At 69.2% G+C, this 15,658-nt stretch carries 15 protein-coding genes; 11 read left to right on the plus strand and 4 right to left on the minus strand.

All coding sequences use genetic code 11. From position 1 onward, the window contains the following. The first annotated feature begins 217 nt into the window (after positions 1 to 217). Positions 218 to 1,396, plus strand: coding sequence for a molecular chaperone DnaJ (gene dnaJ, locus ACYQ8K_RS27980; protein WP_459974298.1), 1,179 nt, complete (start codon positions 218 to 220; stop codon positions 1,394 to 1,396). Then, the gene (locus ACYQ8K_RS27985; RefSeq protein WP_459974326.1) at positions 1,396 to 1,791 is read left to right on the plus strand and encodes a heat shock protein transcriptional repressor HspR; all 396 of its coding nucleotides are present in this window, start codon (positions 1,396 to 1,398) and stop codon (positions 1,789 to 1,791) included. Before dnaJ ends, ACYQ8K_RS27985 begins: the two co-directional genes overlap by 1 nt. Positions 1,792 to 1,939: 148 nt before the next feature. On the opposite strand, the gene ACYQ8K_RS27990 is transcribed toward ACYQ8K_RS27985, so the two are convergent. Genes ACYQ8K_RS27990 through ACYQ8K_RS28000 form a run of 3 tightly spaced genes read right to left on the minus strand, consistent with a single transcriptional unit; the run spans position 1,940 to position 4,502 of the window. Beyond that, a complete protein-coding gene (locus ACYQ8K_RS27990; RefSeq protein WP_459974300.1) occupies positions 1,940 to 2,842 on the minus strand; it encodes an aldose 1-epimerase in 903 nt (300 codons plus the stop codon). A gap of 2 nt (positions 2,843 to 2,844) precedes the next feature. Then, complete coding sequence (locus ACYQ8K_RS27995; protein WP_459974302.1) at positions 2,845 to 4,026, minus strand: FAD-binding oxidoreductase; 1,182 nt, start codon at positions 4,024 to 4,026, stop codon at positions 2,845 to 2,847. 32 nt (positions 4,027 to 4,058) lie between these two features. Then, on the minus strand, positions 4,059 to 4,502 hold the full coding sequence (locus ACYQ8K_RS28000) for a DUF3060 domain-containing protein (protein ID WP_459974304.1): 444 nt from the start codon (positions 4,500 to 4,502) through the stop codon (positions 4,059 to 4,061). A 133-nt stretch (positions 4,503 to 4,635) separates the two neighbouring features. On the opposite strand from ACYQ8K_RS28000, the gene clpB reads away from it, so the two are divergent. From clpB to ACYQ8K_RS28040, 8 genes are all read left to right on the plus strand, one after another. Continuing rightward, positions 4,636 to 7,182 (plus strand): ATP-dependent chaperone ClpB, encoded by a 2,547-nt coding sequence (gene clpB, locus ACYQ8K_RS28005; protein WP_459974306.1) that lies wholly within the window; start codon positions 4,636 to 4,638, stop codon positions 7,180 to 7,182. A gap of 168 nt (positions 7,183 to 7,350) precedes the next feature. Beyond that, positions 7,351 to 8,229: a trehalose monomycolate transport factor TtfA gene (gene ttfA / locus ACYQ8K_RS28010; RefSeq protein ID WP_459974308.1), complete on the plus strand. Its 879-nt coding sequence runs from the start codon at positions 7,351 to 7,353 to the stop codon at positions 8,227 to 8,229. A gap of 57 nt (positions 8,230 to 8,286) precedes the next feature. Beyond that, a complete protein-coding gene (locus ACYQ8K_RS28015; RefSeq protein WP_459974310.1) occupies positions 8,287 to 9,063 on the plus strand; it encodes an SDR family NAD(P)-dependent oxidoreductase in 777 nt (258 codons plus the stop codon). After that, positions 9,050 to 9,589 (plus strand): orotate phosphoribosyltransferase, encoded by a 540-nt coding sequence (gene pyrE, locus ACYQ8K_RS28020; protein WP_459974312.1) that lies wholly within the window; start codon positions 9,050 to 9,052, stop codon positions 9,587 to 9,589. The genes ACYQ8K_RS28015 and pyrE overlap by 14 nt, the downstream gene beginning before the upstream one ends. Before the next feature lie 12 nt (positions 9,590 to 9,601). After that, positions 9,602 to 10,504 carry a hypothetical protein gene (locus tag ACYQ8K_RS28025; RefSeq protein WP_459974314.1) on the plus strand — a complete coding sequence of 301 codons (903 nt, stop codon included), beginning with the start codon at positions 9,602 to 9,604 and terminating at the stop codon, positions 10,502 to 10,504. Beyond that, complete coding sequence (locus tag ACYQ8K_RS28030) at positions 10,501 to 11,151, plus strand: TrmH family RNA methyltransferase (protein WP_459974316.1); 651 nt, start codon at positions 10,501 to 10,503, stop codon at positions 11,149 to 11,151. Before ACYQ8K_RS28025 ends, ACYQ8K_RS28030 begins: the two co-directional genes overlap by 4 nt. Before the next feature lie 52 nt (positions 11,152 to 11,203). Beyond that, a complete protein-coding gene (locus ACYQ8K_RS28035) occupies positions 11,204 to 12,337 on the plus strand; it encodes a glycoside hydrolase family 76 protein (RefSeq protein WP_459974318.1) in 1,134 nt (377 codons plus the stop codon). After that, positions 12,334 to 13,686, plus strand: coding sequence for a 3-oxoacid CoA-transferase (locus ACYQ8K_RS28040; RefSeq protein WP_459974320.1), 1,353 nt, complete (start codon positions 12,334 to 12,336; stop codon positions 13,684 to 13,686). Before ACYQ8K_RS28035 ends, ACYQ8K_RS28040 begins: the two co-directional genes overlap by 4 nt. 12 nt (positions 13,687 to 13,698) lie before the next feature. On the opposite strand, the gene ACYQ8K_RS28045 is transcribed toward ACYQ8K_RS28040, so the two are convergent. After that, a complete protein-coding gene (locus ACYQ8K_RS28045) occupies positions 13,699 to 14,391 on the minus strand; it encodes a DedA family protein (RefSeq protein ID WP_459974322.1) in 693 nt (230 codons plus the stop codon). 129 nt (positions 14,392 to 14,520) lie between these two features. On the opposite strand from ACYQ8K_RS28045, the gene fbaA reads away from it, so the two are divergent. Next, complete coding sequence (gene fbaA / locus ACYQ8K_RS28050) at positions 14,521 to 15,558, plus strand: class II fructose-bisphosphate aldolase (protein WP_459974324.1); 1,038 nt, start codon at positions 14,521 to 14,523, stop codon at positions 15,556 to 15,558. Positions 15,559 to 15,658 lie beyond the last annotated feature (100 nt).

The raw sequence follows: 15,658 nt of genomic DNA on the forward strand, positions 1-15,658 counted from the left end.
CCCCCCGCCGGGCGGCCGCTAAAAAATTGGGGCTCCCGGGGCCCCCCCCCCCTGGGGGGGGGCTGCCCCCCCCGGCCCCCCCCCGACGGCGACGCGGGTGAGTCCGCTGCGGCCGCCGGGGAAACCGAGCCGGTCGAATCGGACGATAACGCCGGCACGTCCGGTGACTAGACCACACAATCGGCACAACAGAAGAAAGGTGAGGGGGTGACGCGACATGGCCCAGCGTGAATGGGTCGAAAAGGACTTCTACAAGGAGCTTGGCGTCTCCTCTGACGCCAGTCCCGAAGAGATCAAACGCGCCTACCGCAAGTTGGCGCGCGATCTACACCCGGACGCCAACCCCGACAACCCCGCCGCCGGCGAACGCTTCAAAGCGGTCTCCGAGGCGCACAACGTCTTGTCGGATCCGGCCAAGCGCAAGGAATACGACGAAACCCGAAGGCTGTTCGCCGGCGGTGGTTTTGGCGGGCGCCGGTTCGACAGCGGCGGGTTCGGGGGCTTCAACGTCGGCGGTGACGGCGCTGAGTTCAACCTCAACGATTTGTTCGATGCCGCCGGCCGAAGCGGCGGCACCAACATCGGTGACCTGTTCGGCGGGTTGTTCGGGCGTGGTTCGGGCGGCCGGCCCAGCCGGCCGCGCCGAGGCAACGACCTGGAGACCGAAACCCAGCTGGATTTCGTCGAGGCCGCCAAGGGCGTGGCGATGCCGCTGCGGCTGACCAGCCCGGCGCCGTGCACCAACTGCCACGGCAGCGGCGCGCGGCCGGGCACCAGCCCGAAGGTGTGTCCCACCTGTAACGGCTCCGGCGTGATCAACCGCAACCAGGGGGCGTTCGGCTTCTCCGAGCCGTGCACCGATTGCCGGGGCAGCGGCTCGATCATCGAGCACCCGTGCGACGAGTGCAAGGGCACCGGCGTCACCACCCGCACCCGCACCATCAACGTGCGCATCCCGCCGGGCGTCGAGGACGGACAGCGCATCCGGCTGCCCGGCCAGGGCGAGGCGGGGTTGCGCGGGGCGCCGTCGGGTGACCTGTACGTGACGGTGCATGTGCGCCCGGACAAGGTGTTCGGACGCGACGGCGACGACCTGACTGTGACCGTTCCCGTCAGCTTCACCGAATTAGCTTTGGGCTCAACTATTTCCGTGCCCACGCTGGACGGCAAGGTCGGCGTCCGGGTGCCCAAGGGCACCGCCGACGGCCGCATCCTGCGGGTGCGCGGGCGGGGCGTGCCCAAGCGCAGCGGCGGCAACGGGGACCTGCTGGTGACCGTAAAGGTCGCCGTGCCGCCCAATTTGGAGGGCGCGGCCCAGGAGGCGCTGGAGGCGTACGCGGCCGCCGAGCGTTCCAGTGGCTTCGATCCCCGGGCGGGATGGGCGGGCAATCGCTGATGGCCAAGGGCTCGAGCAATTCAAGAAAGGACGACGCCCGGACCTTCCTGATCTCGGTGGCCGCCGAGCTGGCCGGCATGCACGCCCAGACGCTGCGCACCTACGACCGCCTCGGCCTGGTCAGCCCGCGCCGGACTTCCGGTGGGGGACGGCGGTATTCGGAGCACGACGTCGACCTGCTGCGCGAGGTGCAACGGCTCTCGCAGGACGAGGGGGTCAACCTCGCCGGCATCAAGCGCATCATCGAGCTGACCAATCAGGTCGAGGCGCTACAGGCCCGGGTCAAGGAGTTGACCGAGGAGCTGGCGCAGACACGGGCCAGCCAGCGCCGCGACGTGGCGGTGGTGCCCAAGAGCACCGCGCTGGTGGTGTGGCAGCCCCGCCGCGGACGCTGATTCTCGCTCGGTTTCGCCTTCGCCCCAAGGGTTCCTGTCTCAGAGGCATACAAAGTCCGCGAAGGCGCTAGCGTCTCGGCTAGCGCTGTTTCGCATTCACCTGGTGACCACCAGGCGGCGACTGCAGTGACCCACATGGTCACTGTGATCACACCCGGATCGAAAACTGCGTGACCGCCGGCTCGCCCGGCCGCGCGCAGCGGTAGCCGCCCCGGCGCAGCGCGTCGGTGGGTGCGGTCATCGGCTCGAAGCACACGATAGCCTTCGCGGGGTCGTCGGCCGGCGGCGCGAAGATCTGCGCCGCCGGATAGCCGGCGTCGAAGTGCACCTCGATGCGGCGCCCGCCGCCGGACACCGCGAACACCGAACCCTCGCCCACCTGATCGTAGGCATCGTCGAAAGCATTGTCGCGCAATGCCTCTGACAGCGCGGGCTGCCGCTCGGAATCGCCCGTCGGCAGGCCCCTGTCGTCGAGGCCCAGATGCCGCAGCGGCGGTGTGTCGATGACCCAGTCGGCCCGCGGCGCGTCGGGCAGCTGCAGATAGGGATGGAACCCGAAGCACAGCGGCACCGCCCGGTCACCGGTCGCGGTGACCGTGGTCCGGACCGTCAGCCTCCGGTCGGCCAGCCGCGCCGTCACCGCCAGCACATGCGGATAGGGAAAGCTGGCCAGCAATCGGGGATCGGCGCCGAAATCGAGTTCGGCGGTCAGTTCGTTGGCAATCTCGGCCGTTACCCGCCACCCGGGGTAGGCGGCCAGGACGCCGTGGATGGGTAGCCCGTTGGGGTCGGCGCGCACCCCGTTTTCTCCCGGCGTCAGGGTCACGGTGACGTCCTGCGCGGTGTAGGTGTTCTCGTCCAATCGGTTTGCCCATGGATACAGAAGCGGGATGCCCATCGTCTTGCCGTCCGAGATGTAGGCGTCCAGGCCGCGGCGCTGGCCCAGCAGCTCGACCCCGGCGTCGCGCAGCGAGGTGCCGATCATCCCCGCCTCGGGGACGAACTGCGCGACCACCGGCGACGACGGATCGTGCAGGGTGACGACGTGCATGGCTACCTCCACAGCGGGTCATGCTGAATGTGTTGGGGCGGAGCCCCTTTGGCGATCAGGGCGGCCTTGGTGGCGTTGACCATCGCCGGCCCGCCGCAGACCAGGATCTGCCGATCGCCCCAGCCGCCGTACTTGGTCACCACGTCGGGCAGCCGCCCGATCTGATGCACGTGCAGGCCGCGCGGCGGCGTGACGTCGGGATAGTCTGCGGCCCAGGAGGGGTCGCTGTTGTATTCCGAGACGGGCGAGACCGACAGCCACGGATTGTGCGAGGCGACCTGCCACAGGGTCGGCAGATCGTAGAGTTCGCAGCGGTAGCGGGCGCCGAAGAAGAGATGTATCCGCGGGTTCACCGCGAACCGCGCCAGGTCCATGATCAGCGCCCGCAGGGGCGCCAGGCCGGTGCTGCCCGCAACCATCAGCACGTCGCCGCCCTCGCGGTCGACGCGCAGGCCGCCGTGCGGGCTGGACAGCCGCCAGCGGTCGCCGGTGCGGGTCTCGTTGACGATCGCGGTGCTCACCAGGCCGCCGGGAACCAGGCGGACGTGAAACTCGATCCCGCCGCCGGGGTCGGCCGGAATCGCGGGACTCAAAAACCGCCAGCGGTGCGGGCATTGGGGCACGTGGACGTTGACGTACTGGCCGGGGTGGTAGTCCATCGGCTGATCGAGCCGCAGCCGGACCACGGCCAGATCCCGCGACACCCGGAGGTGCTCGACGACGGTGCCGTCCCACCAGGCGGGCCCCTCGTCGGCGTCGGCGGCTCCGCTCATCACCCCGGTGATCAGGTTCAGCGACTGCCTGGCCGCCTCGTCGACGGCGTCGGTCCACGCGGCACCCAACTGCGTACGCAGGGTAGCCAGCAACGCGCGTCGCAGGGTGTCGTAATGCGGCGGCAGCACACCGTATTTGCGGTGATCGCGGCCGAGCTGGGCCAGGAACGCCACCGGCTGCTGGGCGCGCCGCGCGACCAGCTCGCCGTACACCCAGTGCAGCGCGTGGCCGAAAGCGAGCCGCTGGGCGGCCATTTCGGGCGGGAACAGGTCGCGCACCGAGCCGTCGAGGGCGAACCAATGGGTGTAGAACCGGTGGACGAGCTCACCGGGATCGCCGACCGAGGCCGATTCGGCTGGTGCGAAGGCATCGCGCAGCACCCGCAGTGCGTCGACGTCCTCCAGGCTCACGGGCCCCGATTCTAGGCTCGGCCGCCGGTGACTCAGTCCTGTCGGACGATGTTGGCCGTCCCGACGTTGTCCACCTTGGGCGAACCCCAGTGATAGAGAACGACGTTGCCGCTCCCCGACGCGCTGACCGCATCGGCGCTGTCGACCCCGACGTGGTTGCCGCTGCCGGACACGCTGACGCTGGTGCAGTGCCCTGTGAGGGTGATGGTGTTCTTCTGCCCGCTCACCGACAGGTAGCCGCCGTGACAGGGGATCGTCTTCGCCACTCCGGTCCCGTTGACCTGCAGCGTGCCGGACTCCGGGACCGTCGTCGAGGGGGTGCCACCGGCGAGATCGGTGTGCAACCCGACCGCGACCAGCCCCGCGAGCGCCAGTCCGGCGGCCAGGGCGGCGAGCAAGAAGCTCAGGGGAACGCGGCGCGGGGTCCTGACGAGCTCGGCGCCGACGTGGTGGGGATGCTGCGTCGTCTGTGTCATCGGTATGGGGGTACCCCGTACGCCGTAGTGCCCAAAACTCGATAGAGTTGAGCGGAACAGACTCAACCTTGACGACGTTGAACAAGCCGACAAGCATTTTTGCAAACCTTTTTGTACCTGAACGGAGCTCGTCGTGGACTCTTTCAACCCGACCACCAAGACCCAAGCGGCGCTGACCTCGGCGCTGCAGGCGGCCTCGGCCGCCGGTAACCCCGAGATCCGGCCCGCGCACCTACTGATGGCCCTGCTGACGCAGGCGGACGGCATCGCCGCGCCGCTGCTGGAGGCCGTCGGCGTCGACCCGGCCGCCATTCGCGCCGAAACCGAGCGGGTGCTGGAGCGGCTGCCGCAGATCAGCGGCGCCAGCTCGCAACCGCAGCTGTCGCGCGAGTCGCTGGCCGCCGTCACCACCGCCCAGCAGCTGGCCACCGAGATGAACGACGAGTACGTCTCGACCGAGCACCTGCTGGTCGGCCTGGCCACCGGCGACTCCGACGTCGCCAAGCTGTTGACCGGCCACGGCGCCTCGCCTCAGGCGTTGCGCGACGGGTTCGTCAAGGTGCGGGGCAGCGGGCGGGTCACCAGCCCCGAGCCGGAGGCGACCTATCAGGCGCTGGAGAAGTACTCGACCGACCTGACCGAGCGGGCCCGCGAGGGCAAGCTCGACCCGGTGATCGGGCGGGACAACGAGATACGCCGCGTCGTGCAGGTGCTGTCCCGGCGCACCAAGAACAACCCGGTGCTGATCGGTGAGCCCGGCGTCGGCAAGACCGCCATCGTGGAGGGCCTGGCCCAGCGGATCGTCGCCGGCGACGTGCCCGAAAGCCTGCGCGACAAGACCGTCATCAGCCTGGACCTGGGATCGATGGTGGCGGGCGCCAAATATCGCGGCGAATTCGAGGAGCGGCTCAAGGCCGTCCTCGACGACATCAAGAACTCCGCCGGGCAGATCATCACCTTCATCGACGAGTTGCACACCATCGTCGGGGCCGGCGCGACCGGCGAGGGCGCGATGGACGCCGGCAACATGATCAAGCCGATGCTGGCCCGCGGCGAGCTGCGGCTGGTCGGCGCCACCACGCTCGACGAGTACCGCAAGTACATCGAGAAGGACGCCGCCCTGGAGCGCCGCTTCCAGCAGGTGCTGGTCGGCGAGCCGTCGGTGGAGGACACCGTCGGCATCCTGCGCGGACTGAAGGACCGCTACGAGGTGCACCACGGGGTGCGCATCACCGACTCGGCCCTGGTGGCCGCGGCGACGCTGTCCGACCGCTACATCACCGCACGCTTCCTGCCGGACAAGGCGATCGACCTGGTCGACGAGGCCGCCAGCCGGCTGAAGATGGAGATCGACTCGCGGCCCGTCGAGATCGACGAGGTCGAGCGGCTGGTGCGCCGCCTCGAAATCGAGGAGATGGCGCTGGCCAAAGAAGAGGACGAGGCGTCCAAGGAGCGGCTGGAGAAGCTGCGCTCGGAGCTGGCCGACCAGAAGGAGAAGCTGTCCGAGCTCACCACCCGCTGGCAGAACGAGAAGAACGCCATCGACGTCGTCCGCGAGCTCAAGGAGCAGCTGGACACCCTGCGCGGCGAGTCCGAGCGCGCCGAGCGCGACGGCGACCTGGCCAAGGCCGCCGAGCTGCGCTACGGGCGCATCCCCGAGGTCGAGAAGAAACTCGACGCCGCGCTGCCGCATGCCGAGGCCCGCGAGAACGTGATGCTCAAGGAGGAGGTCGGCCCCGACGACATCGCCGAGGTGGTCTCGGCGTGGACCGGAATCCCGGCCGGGCGCATGCTCGAGGGCGAGACCGCCAAGCTGCTGCGCATGGAAGACGAGCTGGGCCGGCGCGTCATCGGCCAGAAGAGGGCGGTGACGGCAGTCTCGGACGCCGTGCGGCGTTCGCGCGCCGGCGTCGCCGACCCCAACCGGCCCACCGGATCGTTCATGTTCCTCGGGCCGACCGGCGTCGGCAAGACCGAGCTGGCCAAGGCGCTGGCGGAATTCCTGTTCGACGACGAACGCGCGATGGTCCGCATCGACATGAGTGAATACGGCGAGAAGCACTCGGTGGCCCGGCTGGTCGGCGCCCCGCCCGGATACATCGGCTACGACCAGGGCGGTCAGCTGACCGAGGCGGTGCGCCGGCGGCCGTACACGGTGATCCTGTTCGACGAGATCGAAAAGGCGCACCCGGACGTGTTCGACGTGCTGCTGCAGGTGCTCGACGAGGGCCGGCTGACCGACGGGCAGGGCCGCACCGTCGACTTCCGCAACACCATCCTGATCCTGACGTCCAACCTGGGATCGGGTGGCAGCGAGGAGCAGGTGATGGCCGCGGTGCGCTCGGCGTTCAAGCCGGAGTTCATCAACCGGCTCGACGACGTGATCATCTTCCACGGCCTGGAGCCCGGTGAGCTGGTGCAGATCGTCGACATCCAGCTGGCCCAGCTGCAGAAGCGGCTGGCCCAGCGCCGTCTCACGCTGGAGGTGTCGCTGCCGGCCAAGCAGTGGCTGGCGCACCGCGGGTTCGACCCCGTCTACGGCGCCCGGCCGTTGCGCCGCTTGGTGCAGCAGGCCATCGGCGACCAGCTGGCCAAGCAGTTGCTGGCCGGCGATGTGCACGACGGCGACACCGTTCCGGTGAACGTCAGCCCGGACGGCGAGTCGCTGATCCTGGGCTGAGTGGCGATCGCGAGCGCGGCGAAGCCGGGCGAAGCGGGTCGCCACCATTAGCTCGTGCCGGAGGGGGACCGTCCGCGTTCCGGCGACACGCAGCTGTTGCCAGCTGTGATGGGGTTGTGACCTGGTCGCCTTCTGTGTTCCGGGCCAATAGCAGATACCCTGTTTTGGATGGTCCCCCTCTGGTTCACGCTCTCCGCGCTGTGCTTTGTCGGCGCGGGGGTGCTGCTGTACGTCGACATCGATCGGCGACGCGGGCGCAGCAGGCGCCGGAAGTCGTGGGCGCGGTCGCACGGGTTCGACTACGAGCGTGAATCGGTCGACATCCTCAAGCGCTGGAAGCGCGGGGTGATGTCGACCGTGGGCGACGTCGCCGCCCAGAACGTCGTCCTGGGTCAGATCCGCGGCGAGGCCGTCTACATCTTCGACCTGGAAGAGGTCGCCACCGTCATCGCGCTGCACCGCAAGGTGGGCACCAACGTCGTCGTCGATTTGCGGCTCAAAGGGCTCAAAGAGCCACGGGAGAGCGACATTTGGCTGTTGGGCGCCATCGGGCCGCGGATGGTCTACTCCACCAATCTGGACGCCGCTCGCCGGGCCTGCGACCGCCGGATGGTCACCTTCGCGCACACCGCACCGGACAGCGCCGAGATCATGTGGAACGAGCAGAACTGGACGCTGGTCGCCCTGCCGATCACCAGCACCCGCACCGAGTGGGACGAGGGACTGCGCACCGTGCGCCAGTTCAACGACCTGTTGCGGGTGCTGCCGCCGCTGCCCGAGGAGACCCCGCAGGAGACCGGGGCGCCGTCGGGCCTGCGCAACGCCTCACCCAGCCGGCCGCTGGCCCCGGCGGGCCGCGCCGAGTTGCCGCCCCGGCGGGCGCAGCAGGACGTGGCGGGGCTGCTCGGCTCCGACCTGCAACCCGGTCGCCGCGCCGCCGAGCCGGTGCGCCGCGACCAGCCCCGACCCGAAGGGCGCCCGGAAACCCTCCGCCGCCCACCCCCCTCCGGGCGCAACGGTCACCAGGCCAGCAACTATCAGCGCTGACGGCGGGCGCCGGGTACCTCAGGGCCCGGTGGTGCCGCCGTCATTAGGATGTCGCTCATGCCCCGCCCCGTAGCCCTGATCACCGGGCCTACGTCCGGAATCGGCGCCGGGTTCGCGCGACGCTATGCCGCCGACGGCTACGACGTGGTCTTGGTCGCCCGCGATGTGGACCGGTTGACCAGGCTGTCGGACGAACTGCAGCAGCACTCCGGCAGCGTCGAGATCCTGCCCGCCGACCTGGCCGACGCCGCAGGGCGGCAGCGGGTCTGCGACCGGCTCGCCGCCGGGGGAGTGCGCGTCCTGGTGAACAACGCCGGCTTCGCCACTTCCGGCGACTTCTGGACCGCCGACCCCGCGCTGCTGCAGTCGCAGCTCGACGTCAACGTCACCGCGGTCATGCACCTGACCCGCGCGGCGCTGCCGGCCATGCTGGAAGCTGGAGCCGGCACCGTCATCAACATCGCCAGCGTCGCCGGGCTGGTGCCCGGGCGCGGGTCCACGTACTCGGCGTCAAAGGCGTGGGTGATCTCGTTCAGCGAGGGCCTGTCCGTCGGCCTGCAGGGCACCGGTGTCTCCGTGCACGCCGTGTGTCCGGGTTACGTGCACACCGAGTTTCACGACCGCGCCGGGATCGACATGGCCAAGTCGCCGTCGTTCATGTGGCTCGAGGTCGACGACGTGGTCAACCAGAGCCTGGCCGATGTCGCCCGCGACAAGGTGATCAGCATTCCTGGCCTGCAATACAAGGCGATCATCGCCGCCGAGCGCCTGATGCCGCGGACGCTCATGCGGGCGGTCACCAAACGAATCGGGAGTGGGCGTGGCCGGACCTGACCACAACGAGTTGGCGGAGCTGGTGTCGCGCCTGTCGGTGGTGCACGGGCGGGTCACGCTGTCCTCCGGCAAGGAGGCCGACTACTACGTCGACCTGCGCCGGGCCACGCTGCATCACCGCGCCTCGGCGTTGATAGGCGCGCTGATGCGCGAACTGACCAGCGACTGGGACTACGACGTGGTCGGCGGGCTGACCCTGGGCGCCGATCCGGTGGCCACCGCCGTCATGCACGCACCGGGCCGCCCGATCGACGCCTTTGTCGTCCGTAAATCGGCTAAAACCCATGGGCTGCAACGCCTTATCGAGGGTTCCGAGGTTTCCGGCAAGCGTGTTCTGGTCGTCGAGGACACCAGCACCACCGGCAATTCGGCGCTGACCGCGGTGCGCGCCGTCCAGGAGGCCGGCGGCGAAGTGGTGGGGGTGGCCACCGTGGTGGACCGCGCCACCGGCGCCGCCGAGGCCATCGAGGCCGAGGGGTTGCCATACCGGAGCGTGCTCGGCCTCGCCGATCTGGGGCTGAGCTAGGCCGGCTTCACCGTGCGCACATTCCTTGCGGTAGCGGCCTGCCTGGCGCTGTGTCTGGCCGGCTGCTCGTCCTCCAGCCAGCCCGCGCGCCCCTACGGAGCCCAGGGCGCGCGGCTCGGGGAATCGCTGGCCCTGCTCGGCTGGAACATGTCGGTGTCGAACCTGCGCTGGGACGGCGACTACGTGCTGATCGACGTCGACGCGAGCGCGACCTCGGCCAAGGACCCGCACGCCAAGCCCGAGGACATCCGGTTCGGCCTGTACGGCGCTCTGGCTCACCCCATGGAGGTCGCCGCGCTGGGCAGCTGCGACAGCGCGAAGACCGGTGTGCGCGACATCCCCGCGCCACTCTCGGCGCCGCGCGACCGGCTCACCGGCACGGTTTGCCTTGGGCCGCTGAAGGATCGAAGCCAGGTGCGTGGTGTCTACGGCTATTCGTCGCGCGACCGCATCCCGGACAGCTCGTCGGCCTACCCGGTCGCGTTCCCGGTCGGGCTGCTGCCGACGAACGCCAACGACAGCGGCGGCCTGGCGGTCAAGACGGCCAGCCTGTCGGCGTGGCGGGCCGACGGCACCCCGGTGACCAAGATGCAGCTGGGCGACCCGGGGGCGTTCACCGGCAACGGCTACATGCTGCTCGGGCTGGAGGCGACGGCCATCGCGGCGCGCTATCGCGACGAGTCCGTCAAGCGCGGCGGCCCGATGATGCTGCTGGCATCGCCGACCCTGCCCGCCCCCGGACTGAACCCGGCCTGCGCGACGTACGGGTCGTCGGTGCTGATCCTGCCCGACGCCTCGTTGGACTCGGTGCACGTCAACGCGTCGCTGTGCACGCAGGGCGAGATCAACGACGCGCTGCTGTACGCGACGCTGGCCATCGACGGCACGCACGCCGGCGTGTGGACGCAGCGATGAGCGAACCCCCCGGACCGACCGAATGGGCGGTGGCACCGCCGGCCGGCGTCGGGCCGTGGCCGGGCGAGCCGCCCGACGACCCGCGGTACGACCCAATCCTGTTGCGCGAGGGCGACACTCGCAACGTCGTCGACGCCTACCGGTACTGGTCCCGGGAAGCGATCATTGCCGACATCGACCGGCGCCGGCATCCGCTGCACGTCGCGATCGAGAACTTCGGCCACGACGCCAACATCGGTTCGGTGGTGCGCACCGCCAACGCCTTCGCGGTGCACACGGTGCACATCGTGGGGCGGCGGCGGTGGAATCGCCGCGGCGCCATGGTGACCGACCGTTATCAGCGGTTGTGTCACCACGACAGCACCGCCGAGCTGCTGGCCTTCGCGGCCGACGCCGGGCTGACCGTGGTCGCGGTGGACAACGTGCCGGGCGCGGCGCGCCTGGAGGAGACCGCGCTGCCGCGCGAGTGCCTGCTGGTGTTCGGGCAGGAGGGGCCCGGCATCACCGACGACACCCGCACCGGTGCGGGGCTGACGGTGTCGATCGCGCAGTTCGGCTCGACGCGCAGCATCAACGCCGGCGTCGCGGCCGGGATCGCCATGCACGCCTGGGTCGAGCAGCACGCCGACCTGACCCGCGCCTGGTGAGCACCCGACGCAATACACGCGCGCTCACCCGCGTGGGGCAGGATCGACAGGTATGGATCAGCTCTGGGCCAACCGCGCGGCCAGCAGCGAAGCCGCTGTCACCCAACGACACCTGAAACACCTGTGGGGGCTGCCCGGCACCCAGCTGGGAGTGGTGGCCTGGCCGCCGTCGCGGCGTGACCGCTGGTTCGGCACCTGGCACTACTGGTGGCAGGCGCATCTGCTGGACTGTCTGATCGACGCCGAGGCGCGCGATCCGCAGCCGCACCGGCACACCGAGATCAACCGACAGGTCCGCTCGCACCGGCTGCGCAACAACTTCTCGTGGACCAACAGCTACTACGACGACATGGCCTGGCTGGCGCTGGCGCTCGAGCGCGCCACCCGGATCGCCGGCATCGAGCGCAGCCGCGCGCTACCCAAGCTCGCCGCCCAGTTCCTCAAGGCCTGGGTGCCCGAGGACGGCGGCGGCATCCCGTGGCGCAAGTCCGACCAGTTCTTCAACGCCCCGGCCAACGGACCCGCGGGGATCTTCCTCGCGCGCTACGGGGATCACCTGAAACGTGCTGAGCAGATGGGCGATTGGATCGACCAGACGCTGATCGACCCGGAGACCCACCTGGTGTTCGACGGCATCAAAGCCGGGTCGCTGGTGCGCGCGCAGTACACCTACTGCCAGGGTGTGGTGCTCGGGCTGGAGACCGAGCTGGCCGCGCGCACGGCCGTCGAGATCAGGCAGCGGCACGCCGCCCGCGTGCACCGGCTGGTCGCGGCCGTGCGCGAACACATGGCGCCGGCGGGCGTGCTGGTCGGTGCCGGCGGCGGGGACGGGGGCTTGTTCGCCGGGATCACCGCCCGCTACCTGGCGCTGGTGGCCATCGCACTGCCGGGGGAGGCGGCCGACGACGTGCTGGCCCGCGACACCGCCCGGCAGATCGTGCTGGCCAGCGCGAAGTCGGCCTGGGACAACCGGCAGACGGTGGATGGGCTGCCGGTGTTCGGCCCGTTCTGGGACCGCGACGCCCAGCTGCCCACGGCCGGCGGCAAAGAGGCGGAGTTCGTCGAGGGCGCGGTGATGGCGTCCGAGGTGGCCGAGCGGGACCTGTCGGTGCAGCTGTCGGGGTGGATGCTCATGGAGGCCGCCTGTAACGTCTCCGCCGAGTCGAAGAACAGGAGCACCCTGTGAGCAACAAGGTCCACCACGACGCGGAGTCGGCCCTGCACGGCCTGCTGAAGGACGGCATCACCATCGCCGCGGGCGGTTTCGGTCTGTGCGGCATCCCCGAGAAGCTGATCCAGGCTCTGGTCGACAGCGGCATCAAGGACCTCACCATCGTCGGAAACAACGCCGGCGTAGACGATTTCGGCATGGGACTGCTGCTCAAAGGCCGGCAGGTGAACAAGGTGATCGCCTCCTACGTCGGCGAGAACAAGGAGTTCGAACGCCAGGTGCTTTCCGGCGAGCTGGATCTGGTGTTGACGCCGCAGGGCACGCTCGCGGAGAAGCTGCGCGCCGGCGGCGCCGGCATCCCCGGCTTCTACACCCGCACGGCCTTCGGGACCAACCTCGCCGAGGGCAAGGACACCAGGGTCTTCGACGGCACCGAATACGTTCTGGAAGAAGGCATTCGGGCCGACGTGGCGATCGTCAAGGCGTGGAAGGGCGACACCGCCGGCAACCTCATCTACCGCAAGACGGCGCGCAACTTCAACCCGATGATCGCCACCTGCGGCGCGATCACCGTCGCCGAGGTGGAGGAGCTGGTCGAGGTCGGCGAGCTGGATCCCGACCTGATCCACACCCCGGGCATCTACGTCGACCGCATCATCGAGGGCACCGGTTACGAGAAGCGCATCGAGTTCCGCACCACGAGCGGTGGCGCCGCGCTGAAGCACGACAGCCCCGTCCGCGAGCGGATGGCCCAGCGCGCCGCCCAGGAATTGCGCGACGGCTTCTACGTGAACCTGGGCATCGGCATTCCGACGTTGGTGGCCAACTTCATTCCCGACGGTATCAAGGTCACGCTGCAGTCGGAGAACGGCCTCCTCGGCATCGGGGCCTACCCGAGCGAGGACACCGTCGACCCCGACCTCATCAACGCCGGCAAGCAGACCATCACCAGCCTGCCCGGGTCCAGCTTCTTTTCCAGCGCCGATTCCTTCGCGATGATCCGCGGCGGCCACATCGACCTGTCCATCCTGGGTGCGCTGGAGGTCGCGGAGAACGGCGACCTGGCCAACTGGATGGTGCCGGGCAAGATGGTCAAAGGGCCAGGCGGCGCAATGGACTTGGTATCCGGCGTCAAGCGCGTGATCGTGCTGATGGATCACACCGCGAAGGACGGCAGCCCCAAGGTGCTCAGCCAGTGCTCGCTGCCGCTGACCGGCAAGAACGTCGTCGACATGATCATCACCAACCTGTGCGTCTTCGACGTCGAGCCGGGACAGGGGCTGGTGCTCACCGAGCTGCAGCCCGGCGTCACGGTCGAGGAGGTTCGCGCCAAGACGGGCTGCGACTTCAAAGTCGCGGTCTGAGCCCGCGGCCGGCTACTCGGCCGCCGGCAGCCGCTCGGCTTCCCGGTCGTTGGTGCTCGGCGCCTGCTTGCGCCCCCGGTAGCTTCGCCAGGCGGCGATGAACGCCGGCATCAGCGAGACCAGCAGGATGGCCAGCAGGATCTTCTGCAGGTTGTGGTGCACGAACGGCACGTTGCCCATGAAGTAGCCGGCCAGCGTCACCCCGCCGCCCCAGAGGATGCCGCCGACGATGTCGAAGCCCAGGAACACCGGGTAGCGCATGTAGGACACCCCGGCGACCGGCGGGACGAACGTCCGCACGAACGGTGCGAACCGGGCCAGGATGATCGCAAACGGCCCGTACTTCTCGAAGAACGCGTGTGACTCGGTCACGTAGTGCTTCTTGAAGAACCGGGAGTCTTCCTTCTTGAACAGCGCCGGGCCGATCCGCCGGCCGATCCAATACCCGGTCTGGTCGCCCAGTATGGCCACAGTCGCGACGGCGGGGGCCAGCACCCAGATGCTGGCCGGTGGGTTCGGGTGCGCGGCCAGCAGGCCGCCGGTGAACAGCAGCGACTCGCCGGGCAGCAGCGGAAACAGCAGCCCGGTTTCGATGAAGACGATGACCAGGATGCCGGGCAGCACCGCGGACCCGAAGACGCCGTCGGCGCCCAACCAATACATCGGGTCGAAGATGTGGGGCAGGGCCGTCACGGCGGTGCTCATGATCCCTCAACATACCGGCGAAATGACCCTGGCCCGCACAAAGGCCGGGCTAACCCGCGCGCCGGTCCGCCGGGTAGCTGTCGACCACGCATCCGTGGTTGGGTAGGAGCAGCCGTCAGGAGGTGTCTGATGCCCATCGCCACGCCCGAGGTTTACGCCGAGATGCTGCGACGCGCCAAGGACGACTCGTATGCCTTCCCTGCGATCAACTGCACCTCGTCGGAGACGGTGAACGCGGCCATCAAGGGCTTCGCCGATGCGGGCAGCGACGGGATCATCCAATTCTCCACCGGTGGTGCCGAATTCGCGTCCGGGCTGGGCGTCAAGGACATGGTGACCGGTGCGGTGGCCCTGGCCGAATTCACACGTTCCATTGCGGACAGGTACCCGGTCAATGTCGCGCTACACACCGACCACTGCCCCAACGACAAGCTGGATACCTACGTTCGCCCGCTGCTGGCGATTTCGGCCGAACGGGTGGCCGCGGGCCGCGATCCGCTGTTCGGCTCGCAGATGTGGGACGGCTCGGCCGTGCCGATCGACGAGAACCTGACGATCGCCCAGGAACTGCTCACGGAGGCGGCGGCCGCCAGGATCATCCTGGAGATCGAGATCGGCGTGGTGGGCGGTGAAGAGGACGGCGTCGCCCACGAGATCAACGACAAGCTCTACACCACGCCGGACGACTTCGAGAAGACCATCGACGCGCTGGGCCACGGCGAGCACGGCCGATACCTGCTCGCCGCGACCTTCGGCAACGTGCACGGCGTCTACAAGCCCGGCAACGTCAAGCTGCGGCCCGACATCCTGGCCCAGGGCCAACAGGTGGCGGCGGCCAAGCTGGGGCTGCCCGACGGGGCCAAGCCGTTCGATTTCGTCTTCCACGGCGGTTCCGGTTCGCTGACGTCGGAGATCGAGGAGTCGCTGCGCTACGGCGTGGTGAAGATGAACGTGGACACCGACACCCAGTACGCGTTCACCCGCCCGATCGCCGGTCACATGTTCGCCAACTACGACGGCGTGCTCAAGGTCGACGGCGAGGTCGGCGTAAAGAAGGTCTACGACCCGCGCAGCTACCTCAAGAAGGCCGAGGCGTCGATGTCCGAGCGGGTCGTCCAGGCCTGCACCGACCTGCACTGTGCCGGAAGGTCACTCGGCGCGGGCTAGCTGTCGTGACCTGAGAGGTTGTCGACGGCGTGCCTGCTTGAAAGTGGGAGGACCTCCTGACGGAGTGGATGTGTCTGGCATTCACCCGTAGGAGGTCCTC

This window comes from Mycobacterium sp. MUNTM1, assembly GCF_054660795.1.

Bases quoted from the DNA above. Each gene is read 5' to 3' on its own strand.
- dnaJ (WP_459974298.1), top strand. From the start codon at position 218: ATGGCCCAGCGTGAATGGGTCGAAAAGGACTTCTACAAGGAGCTTGGC.
- ACYQ8K_RS27985 (WP_459974326.1), top strand. From the start codon at position 1,396: ATGGCCAAGGGCTCGAGCAATTCAAGAAAGGACGACGCCCGGACCTTC.
- ACYQ8K_RS27990 (WP_459974300.1), bottom strand. From the start codon at position 2,842: ATGCACGTCGTCACCCTGCACGATCCGTCGTCGCCGGTGGTCGCGCAG.
- ACYQ8K_RS28000 (WP_459974304.1), bottom strand. From the start codon at position 4,502: ATGACACAGACGACGCAGCATCCCCACCACGTCGGCGCCGAGCTCGTC.
- ttfA (WP_459974308.1), top strand. From the start codon at position 7,351: ATGGTCCCCCTCTGGTTCACGCTCTCCGCGCTGTGCTTTGTCGGCGCG.
- ACYQ8K_RS28015 (WP_459974310.1), top strand. From the start codon at position 8,287: ATGCCCCGCCCCGTAGCCCTGATCACCGGGCCTACGTCCGGAATCGGC.
- ACYQ8K_RS28030 (WP_459974316.1), top strand. From the start codon at position 10,501: ATGAGCGAACCCCCCGGACCGACCGAATGGGCGGTGGCACCGCCGGCC.
- ACYQ8K_RS28035 (WP_459974318.1), top strand. From the start codon at position 11,204: ATGGATCAGCTCTGGGCCAACCGCGCGGCCAGCAGCGAAGCCGCTGTC.
- ACYQ8K_RS28045 (WP_459974322.1), bottom strand. From the start codon at position 14,391: ATGAGCACCGCCGTGACGGCCCTGCCCCACATCTTCGACCCGATGTAT.
- fbaA (WP_459974324.1), top strand. From the start codon at position 14,521: ATGCCCATCGCCACGCCCGAGGTTTACGCCGAGATGCTGCGACGCGCC.